This is a genomic window from Acidovorax sp. SRI_002, assembly GCF_057586455.1.
In genome coordinates, this window is sequence record NZ_JBYCZW010000002.1 from 647989 (window position 1) to 667043 (window position 19055).

Annotated in this window: 15 protein-coding genes; 5 read left to right on the forward strand and 10 right to left on the reverse strand. The window is 66.4% G+C overall.

Annotation, left to right across the window (positions count from 1 at the left end; all coding sequences use genetic code 11):
- Window position 1: 1 nt before the first annotated feature.
- The 4 genes from AC2YJX_RS07905 to AC2YJX_RS07920 form a co-directional block, all read right to left on the reverse strand.
- Window positions 2-1066: a formylglycine-generating enzyme family protein gene (locus tag AC2YJX_RS07905; RefSeq protein WP_487255715.1), complete on the reverse strand. Its 1065-nt coding sequence runs from the start codon at window positions 1064-1066 to the stop codon at window positions 2-4.
- Window positions 1067-1074: 8 nt separating this feature from the next.
- Window positions 1075-1338 (reverse strand): hypothetical protein, encoded by a 264-nt coding sequence (locus tag AC2YJX_RS07910; protein ID WP_055393485.1) that lies wholly within the window; start codon window positions 1336-1338, stop codon window positions 1075-1077.
- Between the two features lie 249 nt (window positions 1339-1587).
- Window positions 1588-2892: a tryptophan--tRNA ligase gene (locus AC2YJX_RS07915; RefSeq protein ID WP_487255716.1), complete on the reverse strand. Its 1305-nt coding sequence runs from the start codon at window positions 2890-2892 to the stop codon at window positions 1588-1590.
- 35 nt (window positions 2893-2927) lie between these two features.
- Window positions 2928-3596: a site-2 protease family protein gene (locus tag AC2YJX_RS07920; RefSeq protein ID WP_055393480.1), complete on the reverse strand. Its 669-nt coding sequence runs from the start codon at window positions 3594-3596 to the stop codon at window positions 2928-2930.
- Window positions 3597-3875: 279 nt separating this feature from the next.
- Here AC2YJX_RS07920 and AC2YJX_RS07925 point away from each other — a divergent pair, with 279 nt between their 5' ends.
- Window positions 3876-5033: a methyl-accepting chemotaxis protein gene (locus tag AC2YJX_RS07925; RefSeq protein ID WP_487255717.1), complete on the forward strand. Its 1158-nt coding sequence runs from the start codon at window positions 3876-3878 to the stop codon at window positions 5031-5033.
- A 146-nt stretch (window positions 5034-5179) separates the two neighbouring features.
- Here the strand turns inward: AC2YJX_RS07925 and AC2YJX_RS07930 are convergent, their stop codons facing one another.
- On the reverse strand, window positions 5180-5815 hold the full coding sequence (locus AC2YJX_RS07930) for an L-threonylcarbamoyladenylate synthase (RefSeq protein ID WP_487255718.1): 636 nt from the start codon (window positions 5813-5815) through the stop codon (window positions 5180-5182).
- A gap of 18 nt (window positions 5816-5833) precedes the next feature.
- Window positions 5834-6703: a 3',5'-nucleoside bisphosphate phosphatase gene (locus AC2YJX_RS07935; protein WP_487255719.1), complete on the reverse strand. Its 870-nt coding sequence runs from the start codon at window positions 6701-6703 to the stop codon at window positions 5834-5836.
- A gap of 276 nt (window positions 6704-6979) precedes the next feature.
- Here AC2YJX_RS07935 and AC2YJX_RS07940 point away from each other — a divergent pair, with 276 nt between their 5' ends.
- Window positions 6980-8788, forward strand: coding sequence for a methyl-accepting chemotaxis protein (locus tag AC2YJX_RS07940; RefSeq protein WP_487255720.1), 1809 nt, complete (start codon window positions 6980-6982; stop codon window positions 8786-8788).
- A 163-nt stretch (window positions 8789-8951) separates the two neighbouring features.
- A complete protein-coding gene (locus AC2YJX_RS07945; RefSeq protein WP_055393469.1) occupies window positions 8952-9176 on the forward strand; it encodes a tautomerase family protein in 225 nt (74 codons plus the stop codon).
- A 348-nt stretch (window positions 9177-9524) separates the two neighbouring features.
- On the opposite strand, the gene recJ is transcribed toward AC2YJX_RS07945, so the two are convergent.
- Entirely contained in the window at window positions 9525-11240 is a 1716-nt protein-coding gene (gene recJ / locus AC2YJX_RS07950) for a single-stranded-DNA-specific exonuclease RecJ (RefSeq protein WP_207402113.1), read from the reverse strand.
- Window positions 11237-12193: a phosphoglycerate mutase gene (locus AC2YJX_RS07955; protein WP_487255721.1), complete on the reverse strand. Its 957-nt coding sequence runs from the start codon at window positions 12191-12193 to the stop codon at window positions 11237-11239. Before AC2YJX_RS07955 ends, recJ begins: the two co-directional genes overlap by 4 nt.
- 80 nt (window positions 12194-12273) lie before the next feature.
- On the opposite strand from AC2YJX_RS07955, the gene AC2YJX_RS07960 reads away from it, so the two are divergent.
- Window positions 12274-13527 carry a lipoprotein-releasing ABC transporter permease subunit gene (locus AC2YJX_RS07960; RefSeq protein WP_121422572.1) on the forward strand — a complete coding sequence of 418 codons (1254 nt, stop codon included), beginning with the start codon at window positions 12274-12276 and terminating at the stop codon, window positions 13525-13527.
- Window positions 13520-14209 (forward strand): lipoprotein-releasing ABC transporter ATP-binding protein LolD, encoded by a 690-nt coding sequence (gene lolD, locus AC2YJX_RS07965; protein WP_228898498.1) that lies wholly within the window; start codon window positions 13520-13522, stop codon window positions 14207-14209. Before AC2YJX_RS07960 ends, lolD begins: the two co-directional genes overlap by 8 nt.
- Window positions 14210-15097: 888 nt before the next feature.
- Here lolD and xdhB read toward each other — a convergent pair.
- Both xdhB and xdhA read right to left on the reverse strand, forming a co-directional pair.
- Window positions 15098-17530: a xanthine dehydrogenase molybdopterin binding subunit gene (gene xdhB, locus AC2YJX_RS07970; RefSeq protein WP_487255722.1), complete on the reverse strand. Its 2433-nt coding sequence runs from the start codon at window positions 17528-17530 to the stop codon at window positions 15098-15100.
- Window positions 17527-19035, reverse strand: coding sequence for a xanthine dehydrogenase small subunit (xdhA, locus tag AC2YJX_RS07975; RefSeq protein WP_487255723.1), 1509 nt, complete (start codon window positions 19033-19035; stop codon window positions 17527-17529). The genes xdhB and xdhA overlap by 4 nt, the downstream gene beginning before the upstream one ends.
- Between the last annotated feature and the right edge of the window lie 20 nt (window positions 19036-19055).

Sequence of the window (19055 nt, forward strand, 5' to 3'; positions counted from 1 at the left end):
GTTAACGCTCTGTCGTTCGCCGCGACCGGGGAAGGGGCTGGGGAGAGATTTCGCGCACCAGCCGCATGCCGACCAGGGTGTACCGGGTTTGCGGGCTGTTCCAGTTGCGGTAGCCGCAGCGGGCATAAAACGACCAAGTGTGCCACGAGCCCCCCCGGCGCACGCGCACTGTGCCGTCTGCGGGGCCTTGTGGATCGTTGCGCGGGGAGTGCGCATAGTAGGTGTCCCCGTGCCAGTCCGACACCCACTCCCAGGCATTGCCCAGCATGTCGTGCAGGCCAAAGGCATTGGGCGCATAGCTGCCCACCGGGGCGGTGAAAACATGGCCGTCGCTGCCCGCCAAGGCGTGCTGCTGCCAGCGGGGCCACAGGGGGGCGACCTCCTGGTCAAAGGTGTTGGCGGTGTGCAGCAGGCCCTGCGGGTCGTCGCCATGCGGATAGCGGGTGCGGGTGCCAGCGCGGCAGGCGTATTCCCATTCGGCTTCGGTGGGCAGGCGGTAGTGGTGGCCTTCGGTGCGGCTCAGCCATTGGGCCAAGGCCTGGGCGTCGTTCCAGGTGACGTTCACGACGGGATGGTCTTGCCCCTGCGCAAAACCCGGGTTGCGCCACGAATAGCGAGGGTCCCGGCCCTCAAAGGCATCGCCGCGCTGGGTGGTGGAGGGGTCGTACTGCGCGTTGTAGCCGTAGCCGCCCGTGCCATCGGCTTCCGATTCGGGCTGGTAGCCCGAGGCCTCCAGAAAGCGCTGGAACTGCCCCACGGTGACCTCGTGCCGACCCAGGTAGAACGCCCGCCGGATGTGCACCGTGTGCGCGGGGCCTTCATCGGTCAACTCGGTAAAGCGCCTGGCCTCCAGCGCCGGGTACGCGCGTGCCAGGGTATCGGGCGGCTCCACGCCCCCCATCGTGAAGCGGCCCGCCGGGACCTGCTGGAAGACCATGCCCAGGCTGTTGGTCCAGGTGGCGGGGGCGGTGTTTTGCGCAGGCCCCGCATGGGCGCAGGCGCAGACCAGCACGGCTGTCAGGGCCACCCCATGCGCCCTGAGGGGGCGCCGCAGAAACCAGGCCATGCCGGGGATCAGGGTTGGCGGTCGGGGGCTTCGCTCACGCATTCAAAAATCAGGCGCGAGCCATCGTTGCGCAGCAGCTTGGGGAACAGCGCCAGCCGCTGGCATTCGCGCGTGGCCGCTGCATAGGCGGGCGACGTGTCGGTGCCGTACACGGGCACGCTGAAGGTGCGGTCACGGCCCGATGCCATGGGCCCCGAGGGGTGGTGGGGGCTGGTAGCGTTGCAGCCCGCCAGCACGGCGAGCACGGAGAGGGTGGCAACTGGCAGTTTCATGGGAGTCTCCAAGAACAGAACGGACAGTTTACGCACAAGGCCCACGCCGACAGCGTAGGCGCATTGCGCACACACCACCATCTTCTGTCGCAGCCAGGCGGGTATCCTGCGGATTCACCCTGGAGATGAATATTTGAATAATTTTGGCCGCTAGCGCTTATTGGTAAAGTGCGAGCAGCTATCAAAAAGTGACCGCTTCCCCCAGCGCATTCCGACCTCGGATCCCGCGTTGGACAGGGACAGAGCGGTTTACGCGGCGGCTGCAGCCTCTGCCAACGCCTGCAGCGCGGCGGCCACATCGTCGGCGCTCACGCCCTCCACCGGTGCCAGGCGCGGTGCCAGTGTCTGCAGTGCGTCCGGGTCTTTTTGCAACTGGGCAATGGCCTGGCCTGCTTCCTTGGGCGCGTCAAAACCGGTGCTTTGCAGCAGCAGGCGGCCATCGGCATCCACCAGCTTGAAGTAGAACTTGCCGTCGGCTTCGCGGTATTGCTTGAACGAAGGCAGCGCTGTCTTCGCGGCCTTGACGGGCTTGGGCGCCGCAGTGGCCTGGGCCAGACTGCGCAGTCCCACCGCGGCGCGCAGCTCGCGCATGAACGGCGTGGCCAGCGCACGGGCGCGTTCGGCACCGGCCAGCAGGGTCTGCTCGATGCGGGCGGGGTTGTGGATGAGTTCTTCGTACTGCGCACGCATGGGTGCGATCACCTGGTCCACACGTTCGAACAGGGTGTTCTTGGCATCACCCCAGGCGATGCCATCGGCGTAGGCCTGGCGCAGGGCGGCGGTTTCGTCGGGCGTGGCAAACGCCTGGTAGATCTGGAACAGCGCCGATCCCTCGGTGTCCTTGGGCTCGCCGGGTGCGCGCGAATCGGTCAGGATTCCACCGATCAGCTTCTTGAGCTGCTCGCGCGAGCTGAACAGCGGGATGGTGTTGTCGTAGCTCTTGCTCATCTTGCGCCCGTCAAGGCCGGGAAGCGTGGCCACATGGTCGTCAATGGCGGCCTCGGGCAGCACAAAGTGTTCGCCATACAGGTGGTTGAAGCTCGCAGCCATGTCACGCGCCATTTCGATGTGCTGGATCTGGTCGCGGCCCACGGGCACCTTGTGCGCCTTGAACATCAGGATGTCGGCGCCCATCAGCACGGGGTACATGAACAGGCCGGCCGTCACACCGTCGTCGGCATCGCGGTCGGCGGCAGTGTTCTTGTCCACGCTGGCCTTGTAGGCGTGGGCGCGGTTGAGCACGCCCTTGCCCGTCACGCAGGTCAGCAGCCAGGTCAGTTCGGGGATCTCGGGGATGTCGGACTGGCGGTAGAACGTGACCTTCTCGGGGTTCAGCCCTGCGGCCAGCCAGCTGGCGGCGATCTCCAGCGTGGAGCGCTGGATGCGCACCGGGTCTTCGCACTTGATGAGCGCGTGGTAGTCGGCCAGAAAGTAAAAGCTCTGCACGCCGGGCGTGAGGCTGGCGGCCACCGAGGGGCGGATGGAGCCCACGAAGTTGCCCAGGTGGGGTGTGCCCGTGGTGGTAATGCCGGTGAGAAAACGCGTGATGCTCATGGGAAGGATGTCAGCAAGAAACGGGGGGAGAAGAATTAACGCAACAGTGCTGTGAGCGGGGTGAGCAGAAACTGGATGACGCCGTAGCCCAGCGACATCAGCGGGCGTAGCCACAGCGTCCCCACCACCCCAGCGATCACCAGGCCCATCACAATGAAAAAGCCCCAGGGTTCGATGCGAGAGACCATGTGCGCCTGTTTCCAGGGCAGCAGGCCCACCAGGATGCGCCCGCCATCCAGCGGCGGCAGCGGAAACAGGTTGAACGCCCACATCACGAGGTTGACCAGCACGCCAGCGCGGGCCATCTCGATGAAAAAGCGCTCCTCCACGCCAGAGCCCACCAGTGCCACCAGCAGCACGGCCCAGCCAATGGCCTGGATGAAGTTGGACGCCGGGCCCGCCAGCGCCACCCAGACCATGTGTTTCTTGGGATTGCGCAGGTTGCCGAAATTGACCGGCACCGGCTTGGCATAGCCAAACAGGAAGGCTCCCGAGGTCGCAAAGTACAGCAGCAGCGGCATCAGGATGGTGCCCACCGGGTCGATGTGTTTGATCGGGTTGAGGGTGATCCGGCCCATCATGTACGCGGTGTTGTCGCCAAAGTGGCGCGCGGCGTAGCCGTGGGCTGCCTCGTGCACGGTGATGGCAAACAGCACCGGCAGGGCGTAGATCAGAACGGTTTGGATGAGATTGGAGATGTCCACCCGGTGATTGTCTCAGACGCCCGCCACCCCAGCCGTTGCCGGGGCGACCCGCGCGGAGTACACGGTATGCCGGTGGTGGGATGACTGGCGCACAACAGGACTCGGGCAAGTGGCTCACCCCCAGGCAAGGCGGTTGTTGCATCCCGATTCGCGCAAGTTCTATGTGGGATGTACGTATGCCGAGGGCGCCCGCAGCGCCGTGATCATTGCTAGCATCTGACAGTTGCCCCCGGGGCGACCCAAAAAACCAAAACAACAGCCCTGGAGAGGCACAACATCATGTGGAACAACCTGAAAATTGGAACGCGCCTGGCCCTGGCGTTTGGCGGTATGGCACTGCTGGTGCTGCTGTTAATGGTCATGGCGCTGGCTGGCATCGGCGGGGCCGAGCAGGCACTGCAGGGCGCGCCTGTGACGGCGCCCCAGGCCCAGGCAGCACAGGCGCACCTGCAAAGCGCCCGGGCATGGATCATCGGCTGCAGCTGTGTGGCGTTTGTGCTGGCGCTGCTGGCTGTGTTCAGCCTGCGCATGAGCATCGTGGCGCCGCTCAACCAGGCCATCCTGATTGCAGAAACCGTGGCTTCGGGCGACCTGAGCCAGGAATTCAGCTCCGATTTGCAGGGCGACTTTGGCCGGCTCCTGAACGCCCTGGGCACCATGGAGGACACGCTGACCGACCTGGTGTCGCGCATCAAGCAGGACGCCGATGCCATCAGCGCCTCTGCCGCAGACATCGACCATGGCAACGCCGACCTTTCCCGCCATGCGGAAGACCAGGTCTCTTCACTCACCGAAACTGCTGCCAGCATGGAGCAGCTGACCGCCACCGTGCGCCAGAACGCCGAGCGCGCCCATTCCGCCAGCGACCTCGCGGTGAAGGCCTCGGGCATTGCAGAGCAAGGGGGCGCGGTGGTGGGCGATGTGGTGTTGACCATGCAGGCCATCAGTGGCAGCTCACGCAAGATTGTGGACATCATCCAGGTCATCGAAGGCATTGCCTTCCAGACCAACATCCTGGCGCTCAACGCGGCGGTGGAAGCCGCCCGCGCGGGCGAGCAGGGCCGGGGCTTTGCCGTGGTGGCCAGCGAGGTGCGCAATCTGGCCCAGCGCAGCGCGGTGGCCGCCCGCGAGATCAAGGCGCTGATCAGCGCGTCGGTCGAGCAGGTGGAAAACGGTGCTGGCCAGGTGGGCAAGGCGGGCAAGACCATGCAGGAGATCGTGGCGGCCGTCGGGCAGGTCAGCGCACTGCTTGGCGAAATCTCCCACGCCCTGCGCGAGCAGAGCGATGCCATCAGCCATGTGAACGGCGCCGTTTCGCACATGGACGGCACCACCCAGGAAACGGCTGCGCTGGTTCAGAACGCGGTTTCCACCGCCACCTCGCTCACGGCGCAGGCGCGCGATCTGGAGCAGGCTGTGGGTGCGTTCAAGTTATAGCCCCCTGAGCGGCTGCGCCGCTTCCCCCTCAGGGGGACGCCACCGGTGGCCTGGCAAAGCCAGTTCCACGGTGGCGCTGGGATGGGGCCGCGCCAGTTGTGGAGGCCCCGGGCAAGCGCTATGGCAGTCGAGGTGAGGAGCTGCGGCTACAACCCCAGCGCCTGCAGGCTGCCCCGGCCTTCGCGCACCACTTCGGGCTCGCCACCATTGCCCATGGGCGTCAGGTCCACCACGGTGGTGGGCTCCAGCGGGCAGGCGCCTGCGTCCACGATGGCGTCCACCAGCTTTTCGTAGCGTTCGCGGATTTCCTGCGGGTCGTTCAGGGGCTCGGTCTCGCCGGCCGGGATCAGCGTGGTGGCCAGCAGCGGGGCGCCGTGCAGCTCCAGCAGCAGCTGCAGGCCCTTGCGGTCGGGTACGCGCAGACCGATGGTCTTGCGCGAAGGGTGGCTCACGCGGCGCGGCACTTCCTTGGTCGCTTCGAGGATAAAGGTGTAGGACCCGGGCGTGCCCAGCTTGAGCAGGCGGTACTGGCGGTTGTCCACGCGGGCATAGTTGGCCAGTTCCGACAGGTCACGGCACAACAGGGTGAGGTGGTGCTTATCGTCCACCTGGCGGATGCGGCGCATGCGATCGACGGCATCCTTGTCGTCCAGGTGGCAGACCAGCGCATAGCTGGAATCGGTGGGTACGGCCAGAATGCCGCCCTTTTGCAGCAGCATGGCGCCCTGCTTGAGCAGGCGCGGCTGGGGGTTGTCGGGGTGGACTTCGAAATACTGGGCCATGAAATGGTGCGTCTCGTCTCAAACGGTAGCGGGGTGCCGGATGCGTTCAGCCAGCAGTTCCCAGACCGGGGTGAGCTGGCCGGGCAGCAGCGGCAAGGTCCCCAGGTCGGTGTGGGACTCGTCCGGGCTGTGGAAGTCGCTGCCGCGCGAGGCGGCCAGCCCAAACTCCTTCGCCATCGCGGCGTAGGTGACATATTCAGCTGCGCTGTGGCTTCCGGTGACGACTTCCACCCCGCGCCCGCCGTGGGCCTTGAACTCGGAAAACAGCGCAAATTCTTCGTTGGCACTGAACTTGTAGCGCGCCGGGTGGGCAATGATGGCCATGCCGCCTGCCTCGGTGATCCAGCGCACGGCGTTGCCCAGCGACGCCCAACGGTGCGGCACATAACCAGGCTTGCCTTCGATGAGGTATTTGCGAAATACCTCGGAGGTGTCCTTGCAGACCCCGGTCTCCACCAGAAAGCGGGCGAAATGGGTGCGTGAAATCAATGCCGGGTTGCCTACGAACTGCAGCGCGCCCTCGTAAGCGCCCGGAATACCCGCCTGGGCCAGTTGTTCGGCCATGTCCTTGGCGCGTTCGCCGCGCCCACCGCGTGTAGCGGCCAGGCCCTCGGCCAGTCGGGTGTCGTGGGGGTCGAAACCCAGGCCGACGATGTGGACGGTGGTGTCGGCAAAGGTGACCGAGATTTCGACGCCCGTGAGGTAGGCCATGCCCTGTGCATGGGCAGCGGCCGCGGCGCGGTGCTGGCCGCCGATTTCGTCATGGTCGGTGAGCGCCCACAGCTCGACACCGTTGGCTTTCGCGCGGGCGGCCAGATCCTCCGGGGTCAGGGTTCCGTCGGATACCACGGAATGGCAATGCAGGTCGGCGTTCAGTATGGATGTCACCGTGCCATTTTAGGGCTTGTACCGATATCGCGCGCCACCGCGCAACCCCTGTGCCGTCGTGGACGGGTTCTCCGGAGTCCTGCCAGGTGCCGCTGACCCCCGGGTGGGCCGTCCTGTCACCTTCAGCACCCTGGGTGCGGGTTTTTCCCGGGAAAAAGAGGGCAGGGCAGTGCCTGGGCTGGCGTAGGCTTGTGGCCTGCTGTTGACGCAATCGGATGTTGCGTGCCGCGCGTTGGCCGCACACTTACATTTCCAGGTCCACGAGGAAAAAGAACCATGCAAATCGACAATATCCGCGTTTCGCGCAAGCTGTGGGGAGCATTCATCCTGCTGATGCTGGCCATGCTGTTGATCTCCGGCTTCCAGCAGTACCGGGCCAACAGCTCCATGTCGGCTGCGATGGACCAGGTGGTCGAGATCGAAGAGCGCATCTCTGCGGCCATACGCTGGCGGGGTGCCACAGAAACCGCCGTCAATATGGTGATGGGAGGAGCCGTCACCACCGACGCGGTGCTGGCCCAGCAGTACGACGCCAAGGTCAAGGAAATCATTGGCGGCATCAACAAGATTCAAGAGGGGATCGTTGCCGGTGCCACGGCGCCCGAGGAAAAAGCGGCGCTCGACAAGGTGCTGGCCGAACGCAAGCTGGTGCTGGCCGCCACCGCCAAGACCTGGGAGCTCAAGGGCGCGGGCGATGGCGTGGCCACCCAGCAGTTTGCCGACAATGAACTCACCCCCATGGTGGCGCGCTACCTCAAGGCGCAGGATGATTTTGTTGCTGTCCTGCAAAAGCGCCGCGAGGAGATCCGGGCCGAGACCACGCAACGGCGGGTTGCCTACGCCATCCAGGGCCTGGTGGTGTCGGCCGTGCTGGTTGTGGTGGTGCTGCTGCTGGCCTGGAAGCTGGTGCGCTCCATCACCGTGCCATTGGACGAGGCGGTGGAAACCATTGACGCCATCGCCGCTGGCGACCTCACGCGCGAGCTGCAATCCACCCGCAAGGACGAGTTCGGCCACATGCTGAGGTCCCTGTCGGCCATGTCCACCCGCTTGCGGGGGGTGGTGAGCGAGGTGCGGGTGGGTGTGGATTCCGTCTCGTCGGCCTCGATCCAGATCGCCAACGGCAACCACGACCTGTCGGCCCGCACCGAGCAGACTGCCTCGAACCTGGAAGAAACCGCCGCCAGCATGGAAGAACTTACGGCCACGGTGAGCCAGTCGGCCGACACCGCGCGCCAGGCCAACCAGCTCGCGGGCACGGCGGCCCAGGCGGCGGCGCGCGGCGGCGAAGTGGTGGGCCAGGTGGTCACCAGCATGCAGCAGATCACCGACAGCAGCCGCAAGATCAGCGACATCATCGGCGTGATCGACGGTATTGCCTTCCAGACCAACATCCTGGCGCTCAACGCTGCTGTGGAAGCCGCCCGCGCGGGCGAGCAGGGCCGGGGCTTTGCGGTGGTGGCCAGCGAAGTGCGCAGCCTGGCTGGGCGCAGCGCCGAGGCCGCCAAGGAGATCAAGAACCTGATCAGTGCCTCGGTGGAAAACGTCGAGTCGGGCTCTGCCCAGGTGGCCCAGGCGGGCCAGACCATGGGCGAGATCGTGGCCAGCGTGCAGCGCGTGAGCGACCTGATCGGAGAAATCACGGCATCTTCCTCCGAGCAGCGCGACGGGATTGCCCAGGTCAACCAGGCCGTGACGCACCTCGACCAGATGACGCAACAGAACGCGGCGCTGGTGGAGGAGTCCACCGCCGCCGCAGCCTCGATGCGCGACCAGGCCCAGCGCCTGGCCGAGGTGGTGGCGGTGTTCAATGTGGGCGCGATGGCGGTTCGCGCACCGGCAGCGCCCCGCCCGGCTCCGTCTGCGGCGCCTCGGCCGGCGCCAGCGGCCAGAACCGCCCTCGGCAACCAACCCGCAGTACCCAAGGCAACCAAGCCGACCAAGGCACCCGCTGCCGCTCGCTTGGCACCACCGGCCCCCGCCGCTGCACGCCCCGCTGCCACCCCTGGCCCATCGGCCGCGCCCGCTGCACCTGCGCCCCGGGCTGCAGCCCAAGGCGGGGATGACGACTGGGAAAGCTTCTAAAGGCCGCTGGGTGTGGTGGTTTTTGCTATTCAAATGATAGCTATCTGCGCTTTTCTATCAAGCGCTGGCGGCCAAAAAGGCCTTTAAGTTTTTGCACCGCACCCCCGAGGCAGCCCCGGCTGCCTTTGTCTTTGTTTTTTGCGATGGACGAAAGGATCTGCCCATGCCCCTGGTCAACATCCGCCTCGCGCGGCGCGAACTGCCCACCACCGCAGCCCAAAAGGCAGCCCTGATCGCCGGTGTCACCCAACTCATGCAGCAGGTGCTGGACAAGCGCCCTGACAGTGTCACCGTCATCATCGATGAGGTGGACCCTGAGAACTGGGGCCAGGGCGGCGAGCCGGTGACGGTGATCCGCCAGCGCAGCAAGGGCCCTGCGCAGGCCTGAGCGGGGTGGGGCCTTGCCCTAGGGATGACCTGCACAACTCCCTGCGGTCTGTGATAGCGCGGTCTCGGGTGGTCCACTGCGTTGCTTTTCTTGCCAATAGCGCGGCTATTGACTGCAAAAAGATGCCTTGTGCCCCATCCCGATCCGCACTACCACCGCCTCGCGAGGGTTATGCAGGTCATCCCTAGGAGTCTGTCGGACTTGGAAATCGTCGGCTGCAAATTGACCTCAGCGGTCCATTTTCCACCGTCTTTTTGCCCCATAGCTCGGCTATGGGGCTGCAAATCCGGCAAAAACTGTCCTCGCTGGGGCCAATTTTCGCTTCGACGCTCCAAGTCCGACAGACTCCTAGATCTGAGCCCCCTCGACCAAAAACTGCACCTTCCGCTCGCCTTTCCACTCGTTCACATCGAGGCGAAAGGCCAGCAGCACGCGCGCGGGCAGTTGCTCGGTGTGGCCGAACCAGATGGCGTCCACCGGGTTGCCCTGGTGCATGAGCTTGATCGACAGGTGGTTTTTGGCCTCGCCCACCAGGCGCTGGCTCACGATCTGCACTTCCTCGCTGAAGGTGGGGGGCGCAAAGCCCTGGCCCCACACCTCGTGGTGCAGGGTGTCCACCATGTCGGCGCGGCAGTATTCGGGCGATAGAGGTCCGTCGGTCTCGATGCGGCGGGTGAGGGTGGCGGCGTCCAGCCATTCCTGGGCGACCTGGGCCAGCGCCTGCTCGAAGGTATCGAACGAGTCTGCGTCCACCGTGCAGCCGGCCGCCATGGCGTGGCCGCCAAATTTCAGCAACACGCCCGGGTGGCGTTTGGCCACCAGGTCGAGCGCGTCGCGCAGGTGAAAGCCGGGGATGGAGCGGCCGGAGCCCTTCAGCTCGTGCTCTTTGCCCGGCGCGCTGCTGGCCGCGAACACAAAGGTGGGGCGGTGCAGTTTGTCCTTGATGCGGCTGGCCACGATGCCCACCACGCCTTCGTGAAAGTCCGGGTCGAACACGCTGATGGCCGGGGGCGGTTCTTCGTCTTCCTGGAACAGGCTTTCGGCCATCAGCATGGCCTGGTCGCGCATGCCGCCTTCGATCTCGCGGCGCTCGCGGTTGATGCCGTCGAGCGTGCCCGCCAGCTCGGCGGCGCGGCCTGCGTCGTCGGTGAGCAGGCATTCAATGCCCAGCGTCATGTCGGCCAGGCGCCCTGCGGCGTTGATGCGCGGTCCTAAGGCGAAGCCAAAGTCGAAGGTGGTGGCCACGGGCGCCTTGCGGCCGGCAGCGGTGAACAGCGCGGCTACCCCGGCGGGCATCTGGCCTGCGCGGATGCGCTTCAGGCCCTGGGCGACCAGGCGGCGGTTGTTGGCGTCGAGCTTGACCACGTCGGCCACCGTGCCCAGCGCCACCAGGGTGAGCAGCGGGTCGAGCTTGGGTTGGGTGGCCGCGTTAAAAATGCCGCGCGCCCGCAGCTCGGCGCGCAGGGCCAGCAGCACGTAGAACATCACGCCCACACCGGCCATGGACTTGCTCTCGAACGTGCAGCCGGGCTGGTTGGGGTTGACGATGGCATCGGCCGCGGGCAGCTCGGGGCCGGGCAGGTGGTGGTCGGTGACGACGACCGTGAGGCCCAGCGCCTTGGCCTCGGCCACGCCGTCCACGCTGGCGATGCCGTTGTCCACGGTGATGAGTACGTCGGCGCCGCGCTCGGCCACGCGGCGGGCGATGGATGCGGTGAGGCCATAACCGTCCGTCACGCGGTCGGGCACGAGGTAATCCACCTGTTGAGCGCCCAGCAGCCGCAGCCCGCGCACGCCCACGGCGCAGGCGGTGGCGCCGTCGCAGTCGTAGTCGGCCACGATGACGAGGCGCTTGTTCTGCGCCATGGCGTCGGCCAGCAGGCGCGCGGCGGTGTCAATGCCTTTGAGGCCCGCGGGGGGCAACAACCTGCCCAGGCCGTCGTCCAGCTCGTCCTTGGCACGCACACCGCGCGCGGCATACAGGCGCGCCAGCAGCGGGTGCACACCGGCCTGTTCCAGCGCCCAGGCGGCACGGGGGGGAATGTCTCTTGCTACTATTTTCATAGCTTATCGCACATGTCTGTAAAGCGCTGGGGCCTGAAAAGGCTTTGAAAACGCTGGGCCAGGGTGCGGGGGGCGGTGTGGAAGGCCAGCGTATTGCGCTCGCCGCACAGGGTCAGCTGCACCGGCACGCCGCCTTCGGACTTGCGCAGCAGATCGGCCACCGGGCCTGCGTCCAATGCGGTCCACGCGGCGGCCCAGGCGCGCCAGTCCTCGTTCAGTGCCGCATCGCGCAAGGTGGTGAGCACCGTCGGCGTGGGGAGGGCAGACGGGGCAGGGGTGGGAATTGGGCCGGTACCATGCACCCAGAACGAGTTGATCACCGGCAGCCCGCGCTCCGAGCGCTCGTCGTTGAAGGCGTGGGTGTAGAGCAGCATCTGCATCTCGCTGTGCAAACGGTGCAGGGTCCGGGCCGCCTTTGCGTCCGGCATCCAGGCGCGCACGTCGCGCTGCAGCACGCGCTCCAGCGAGGCGGTGGCCAGGTCGGCAAACAGGGGGCTGGAGGCCAGCCAGCGTGTGGGCTGATCGTAGTGCAGCGTGATGCCGTCTTCGGCAAACCAGGGCGAGACGATGGCCAGCAGCGCGCGCGACGCGGCTTCATCCAGCGCGAGGTGCTCGGGGTTGCGCAGCGTGACATGGTCGGTGCTGACCTGCCACTGGCAGGGCGTGACAAACGCCCAGGCGTCACCGTTGGGTGACTGGCCTTGCTGGTGGCGGTGCCACGCGGCCCAGGGGATGCGCCCGTCCTGCGCTGGCAGTCCCAGCGCGCGCGCCAGGGCGCGTTCGTGGGGGGCGGAGAAGCTGGTCTCCTCGCCGCTGTCACTGTGGGTGGGATGGGGGCTGAGCCGGGCCAGAAGCCGGTCCAGGTGGGGCAGGGTCAGGCCCTGCAGGGCTTGCTGGCATCCGGTGGCTGCGCTGGCGGCGTAGGGAACGAGCAAATGGTTGGTGTCCGACATGGGCCTATTGTCCGGGATGCCACAATCTGGCCGGCCTGTGGCGTGCATTCCGCACTCTGCAGTGCCTTCTTTCCTTATCCATGCAAATCCCCTACGAACTGGCCCTGGGCTGGCGCTACACGCGCGCGGGCCGCGCCACGCGGCGCAATGGCTTCATCTCGTTCATCTCGGGCGTGTCCATGCTGGGCATTGCGCTTGGGGTGGCGGCGCTCATCATTGTGTTGTCGGTGATGAACGGCTTTCAGAAAGAGGTGCGCGACCGCATGCTGAGCGTGGTCTCGCACATCGAGATTTTTGCGCCCCAGGGCGCTGCGTTGCCCGACCCTGCGCGCACGCTGGCCGAGGCGAAGCAAAACCCCAACGTGGTGGGCGCCGCACCGTTCGTGGCCGCGCAGGCGCTGCTGGCGCGCGGCGAGGACATGAAGGGTGCGCTGGTGCGCGGCATCGACCCGGCGCTGGAAGGCGCCGTGACGGACCTGGCCGCCACCAACGAAAAGACACTGAATCTGCTGGTGCCCGGCGAATTCCGCGTTGTGCTGGGGGGCGAGCTGGCCCGCATGCTGGGCGTGCGCGCTGGTGATGTGGTCACCCTGATCGCGCCCGCAGGGCAGGTCACGCCGGCGGGCGTGGTGCCGCGCCTCAAGCAGATGACCGTGGCGGGCACGTTTGATTCGGGCCACTACGAATACGACTCGGCCCTGGTGCTGCTGCACCACGAGGATGCGCAGCGCATCTTTCGCCTGGAAGGCCCCACGGGCGTGCGCCTGAAGCTCAAGGACCTGCACCAGGCGCGCGAGGTGGCCCAGCAACTGGCGGGCAGTCTGAGCGGCCAGTTGCTCATCCGCGACTGGACGCAGCAGAACCGCACCTGGTTTGCGGCCGTGCAGCTCGAAAAACGCATGATGTTCATCATCCTCACCCTCATCGTGGCGGTGGCGGCGTTCAACCTCGTATCGACCCTCGTGATGACGGTGACCGACAAGCGCGCCGACATCGCCATCCTGCGCACCCTGGGCGCCAGCCCCAAGAGCATCATGGGCATCTTTGTGGTGCAGGGCGCCATGGTCGGCGTGATCGGCACGGCCGTGGGCCTGCTGCTGGGCCTGGGCATCGCGTTCAACATCGATGTGATCGTGCCCGCCATCGAGAAGGCGCTCAACGCGAGCTTCTTGCCCAAGGACATCTACCTCATCAGCAAGATGCCGAGTGAACCCCAGAGCAGCGACATCATGCCCATCGGCATCATCTCGCTGGTGTTGGCTTTTGTGGCCACCCTGTACCCCAGCTGGCGCGCCAGCCGTGTGAACCCCGCCGAGGCGCTGCGCTATGAGTGATCAGAAAGTTGGAATGGTGGTGCTGGAGGCCAAGGGCCTCACCAAGCGATTCACCGAAGGCCGCCTTGATGTGACGGTGCTCAAGGGCGTGGATCTTCAGATCCGCGCGGGCGAAACGCTGGCCATCGTCGGCGCATCGGGCTCGGGCAAGAGCACGCTGCTGCACCTGCTGGGCGGGCTGGATGCGCCCACGGCAGGCACCGTGCGCCTCAAGGGTGAAGAGATGTCTTCGCTGTCAGCAGAGCGCCAGGGCCAGCTGCGCAACCAGCACCTGGGTTTTATCTACCAGTTCCACCACCTGCTGCCCGAGTTCAGCGCGCTGGACAACGTGGCCATGCCGCTGCGCATCCGCCGCCTGCCGCTGGCGCAGTGCCATGCCGAGGCTGAGCGGGTGCTCACCTCCGTCGGTTTGAAAGAGCGTCTGATGCACCGGCCCGCCGAGCTATCGGGCGGCGAGCGCCAGCGTGTGGCGATTGCGCGTGCCTTGGTGACGCGGCCCGCGTGTGTGCTGGCGGATGAGCCCACGGGTAACCTGGATCGCAGCACCGCCGACGGCGTGTTTGACCTGATGCTGCAGCTGGCGCGCGACCAAGGCACGGCGTTTGTGATGGTGACTCACGATGAGTCGCTGGCGGCGCGGTGTGATCGCGTCTTGCGGCTGGTGTCTGGGGTTTTGGGGTGATTTTGGACCCTGGCGCTTTTCTGGAGCGCGCTGGGTGCTATTGTTTTTGTGGTTTTGTGGTGCCCTCCAGTCCGTTGGGGCTGAGCTTGTCGAAGCCTGGGCTTTTGCGCTGGTTGGGCGGCGTGCCTGTTTTGAGGGCGGGGGCCGGGATGTCGCCCCGGCGGGCGAGTAACTTTCTTTCGCGTCGCCGAAAGAAAGTCACCAAAGAAAGGGCGACCCCCAGTCTGCGACCCCTTCGCGGTGCGAAGGGGCAACCTGCGGCGGGGCGGTTGCGGGGTGCGCCGTGGAACTCGCTTTGCGCTGGCGCGCGCCGCTCGGACAACCACGGCGAGTCAGTTCACGAAGCATGGGCGCTTCGACGCCCATGCTCACCCCGCAACCGCCCCGTCGCAGGCGCAGCCAGCAGGGGTGGGACAGCCGAACATCCAAACATCCACACGGGCCTTTGCTTCGCTCGGCCGCGTGTGCGCAGCGCGAGGCGCTTGCGCCCGCGAGATGGGGCCGAGCGCTGCGCAGCGAAGCAATGGCCCGCGTGGAAGCCCGCTCCCCGGGTTCCCTTCAGGATGCGCCGAGGAGCGCAGCGGCCAGCGGATCAGGGCTCGCGATTGTCTGAGCGCAACGAAGTGGAGCGAGTTCGAGCGAGACCCCGCTGGACGCGAGCACCGCAGGTTGCCCGCAGCGAAGCGAAGGGACGCAGCGTGTAGGGTCGCCTTCTCTTTGGTGACTTTCTCTTGGCGAGGCAAGAGAAAGTTACTGCGCCGCCGGACGCACACCCCGGCCTCCGCCCTTCAACCAGGCATGCTGCCAGATTAGCGAGCGTGCCTGCCCTGGCTTCGACCAACTCAGCCCGAACGGATCGTGCGGTGAAACGGTCGGGAGGCAGGCCCTTCACGCGCCCAATTTACCCAAGGCGCGCAACACATTCTCCGCAGTCGCCGGTGCCATCAGCATCACCGGCTCCGTAGCGTCCTGCCCCTCACGTCCTGCAGCCACCGCATTGCGCAGTGCCTCGTACACACTGATCGCCAGCATGAACGGAGGCTCCCCCACCGCCTTGCTGCCGCCCACGTTGTCCTCCCGGTTGGCCTCCGGCCACAGCGCCACCTTGAAGTGCTCGGGGATGTCCCCCGTGGCCGGGATCTTGTAGGTGCTAGGCGCGTGCGTGGCCAGATACCCTTTGTCGTTCCACACCAACTGCTCCGTGGTCAGCCAGCCCATGCCCTGTACAAAACCGCCTTCGATCTGCCCGATGTCGATGGCCGGGTTGATGCTGTGGCCCACGTCGTGCAGGATGTCCACGCGCGCCACGCGGCTTTCGCCGGTCAGCGTGTCGATGACCACCTCGGAACAGGCAGCGCCGTAGCTGAAGTAGTAGAAGGGCCGGCCCGTGAGCGTGGCCTTGTCGTAGTGGATCTTTGGCGTGCGGTAAAAGCCATCGCTCCACAGCTGGATGCGGTTGGCGTACGCCTCCTTCACCACATCGTCGAACGCGCGCACCTTCTTGGGCGAGATCACCTGGCCGCCCTCGAAGCGGATGGCACCCGCACCGCAGCCATCGAGCCCGCACACGAACGAGGCCAGGTTGTCCCGCACATTGCGGGCTGCGAACTGCGCCGCGCGGCCGTTCAGGTCGGTGCCGCTGCTGGCGGCGGTGGCGCTGGCGTTGGGCACCTTGCTGGTGTCGCTGGCCGTGACCAGCACGCGGTGCAGCGGCACACCCAGCTCGTCGGCCACGATCTGCGCCACCTTGGTGTGCAGGCCCTGGCCCATTTCGGTGCCGCCGTGGTTCACCTGCACGCTGCCGTCGGTGTACACATGCACCAGCGCGCCCGCCTGGTTGAACAGCGTGGCGGTGAAGCTGATGCCGAACTTGACGGGCGTGATGGCCAGGCCGCGCTTGAGCACCGGGCTTGTGGCGTTCCACGCAGCGATGGCGGCCTGGCGCTGGCGGTAGTTGGCATCGCGCTCCAGCTGGGGCATCAGCGCGTGGAGGATGTTGTCCTCCACCGTCATCTGGTAGTGCGTGACGTTGCGGCCATCCGCTGCATCCTTGCCGTACAGATTGACCATCCGCACGTCCTGCGCATCGCGACCCAGCGCGCGGGCGATGTCGCCCAGGATGGCCTCGATCACGATCACGCCCTGCGGTCCGCCGAAGCCGCGAAACGCCGTGTGGCTCTGCGTATTCGTCTTGCAGCGGTAGGAGGCGATTTCCACATCGCTCAGGTAGTACGCGTTGTCGGCATGGAACACGGCCCGGTCGGCCACGGGGCCGGACAGGTCGGCGCTGAAACCGCAGTTGGCGGCCATCTGAAGCTTCAGGCCCGTGATGCGGCCGGTGTCGTCAAAACCCACGTCGTACTCGTACGCAAACGGGTGGCGCTTGCCGGTGACCATGAAGTCCTCGTCGCGGTCCAGCCGCAGCTTGACGGCGCGGCCGAACTTATTGGCAGCCACGGCGGCCCACACGGCCAGGTGACCCGCCTGGGTCTCCTTGCCGCCAAAGCCGCCGCCCATGCGGCGGCATTCCACCTTGACCGCGTGGTTGTCGATGCCCAGCGCGTGTGCCACCCAGTGCTGCACCTCGCCGGGGTGCTGGGTGCTGGAGTAGATCCACCACTGCTTTTGCTCCAGCGGCAGCGCGTAAGCGATTTGGCCTTCCAGATAAAAATGCTCTTGCCCGCCCACTTCAAAGGCGCCGCTGAGGCGGTGGGCGGCTTGGGCCAGGCCTGTCGCAGCGTCGCCCCGGCGCACGAACACGGGGGGCAGCACGTAGCTTTCGGCTTTCAGTGCCTCGTGCACGGAAAGCACGGCGGGCAGTGGGGCGATGTCGAGCTTCACGGCACGCACCGCACGCCGCGCCTGCATGACCGAGTCGGCCACCACCAGGCCGATGACCTGGCCGATGTGCTGCACGGTGTCGACTGCAAAAACGGGCTCGTCGTGCGCAAAGGCGGCCAGCAACTTGTCGCCGGGAACGTCTTGCGCCAGCACCACGCCGCGCACGCCGGGCAGGGCCAGGGCGGCGCTGGCATCCACGCCGTTCAAGGTGCCATGCGCCACCGTGGAGAGGATGGGCGCTGCGTACAACGTGCCCTTCACCTCCGGCAGGTCGTCGATGTAGTGGGCGGCACCGGCCACCTGGGCGCGCGCGCTTTCATGGATGTGCGACTGGCCCATGGCGCGGGGACTGGCGGGTGCGCTGGTCTGCTGCGGGGCTTGGGGCTCGGCGGCGTGGGCGTCGGCGGTGGCAGCCACCGGGTCGTCCACGGCGTCGCGGCTCACCGGGAGGCCCGTGGGGAGAGATTCGCGCTGGTTCATACCGCAGCCTCCAGTCGGAAGTTCTCCACGCTCACGGCCTCTTCGCCCTGGCTCTCCAGCCAGAAGCGCTGCAGCAGGCTGGCCAGCACCGTGCGGCGGTAGGTGCCGCTGGCGCGCATGTCAGAGATGGGGTTGAACTCGCCTTGCAGCGCTTGCGCAGCGCGGGCGATGGTGTCGGCATTCCAGGGCTGGCCGGTCAGCGCGGCTTCGGTCTGGCGCGCGCGGGCTGGTGTGGCAGCCACACCGCCCGCGCCGATGCTGGCGCGGCGCACCACGTCGGCTTCGATGTCCAGGTTGATGACAAGGCAGACGGCAGAAATATCGTCGTCGAAGCGCTTGGAAATCTTGTAGGCCCGAAGCACTTCCGTGACACCCGGCCTGGGCACCACGATGCGTGCCAGCAGTTCGTCGGGCGCCATCACGTTCTGCCGGTAGCCGGTGTACAGGTCTTCCAGCGCCATGGCGCGTTCGCCGCGCACGCTGGCCAGCACCACCTGGGCGCGCAGTGCAATCAAGAGCGGCATCGAGTCGCCAATGGGCGAGCCGTTGGCCACGTTGCCCCCCAGCGTGCCCGAGTTGCGCACGGGCAGGCCCGCAAAGCGCGTGGCAAAGCTGTGCAGCTGTGGCCACTGCGCGGTCAGTGCCGCAAAGGCGTCGGTCAGCGTGACGGCGGCGCCGATGGTGATGTGGTGTGCGTCCTGCTGGATCTGCCGCAGCTCTGCCGCGCGAGTCACATCCAGAATCTGCGCGTACTGTTTGTGCTGCTTGGTCACCCACAGGCCCACATCGGTGCAGCCTGCCACGACCTGCGCCGCAGGGTGCGCGGCGCGTGAGGCCAGCAGGTCGGGCAGCGTGGTGGGTGAAATATAAGAAGAATTGGCATCTGGCGCTTGATGGTCAAGCGCGAGCAGCTCTAATTTTTGTAGCAAAAGCGGCTCGTTCACCGCCATCGCTGGCAGGGCGGCCATCTGCTGTGCGGCGTCCAGGATGGGGCGGTAGCCGGTGCAGCGGCACAGGTTGCCCGAGAGTTCTTCCTGCGCCAGCTCGCGGGTGATGGGTTGGCCATGGCACACATGGTTTTGGTACATGCCAAAGAGGCTCATCACGAAGCCGGGGGTACAAAAGCCGCATTGCGAGCCGTGGCACTGCACCATGGCTTCTTGTGCTGGATGGAGCGTGATGGTTTGACCAGGAGCCGTTGCGGCATCGCCCACTGGCTGGATCAGTGGGTCTTCCGCCAGGTCCTCCACCGTCCACAGCGCCATGCCATCCACCGAATGCGCCAGGCGGATGCAGCTGTTCACCGCGCTGTAGTGCAGCTTGCCGTCCCGCGCCTCGCCCAGCACGACGGTGCAGGCGCCGCAGTCGCCTTCGCCGCAGCCTTCCTTGGTGCCGGTGCAGCCCAGGTCTTCGCGCAGCACCTCCAGCAAGGTTCGGTCGGGTGGTACATTGCCCAGCGCCACGGGCTGGCCTCGGCGCAGGAATTGCAAGGGTCTTGTTGTCATGACAAACGCCACTTCGATCT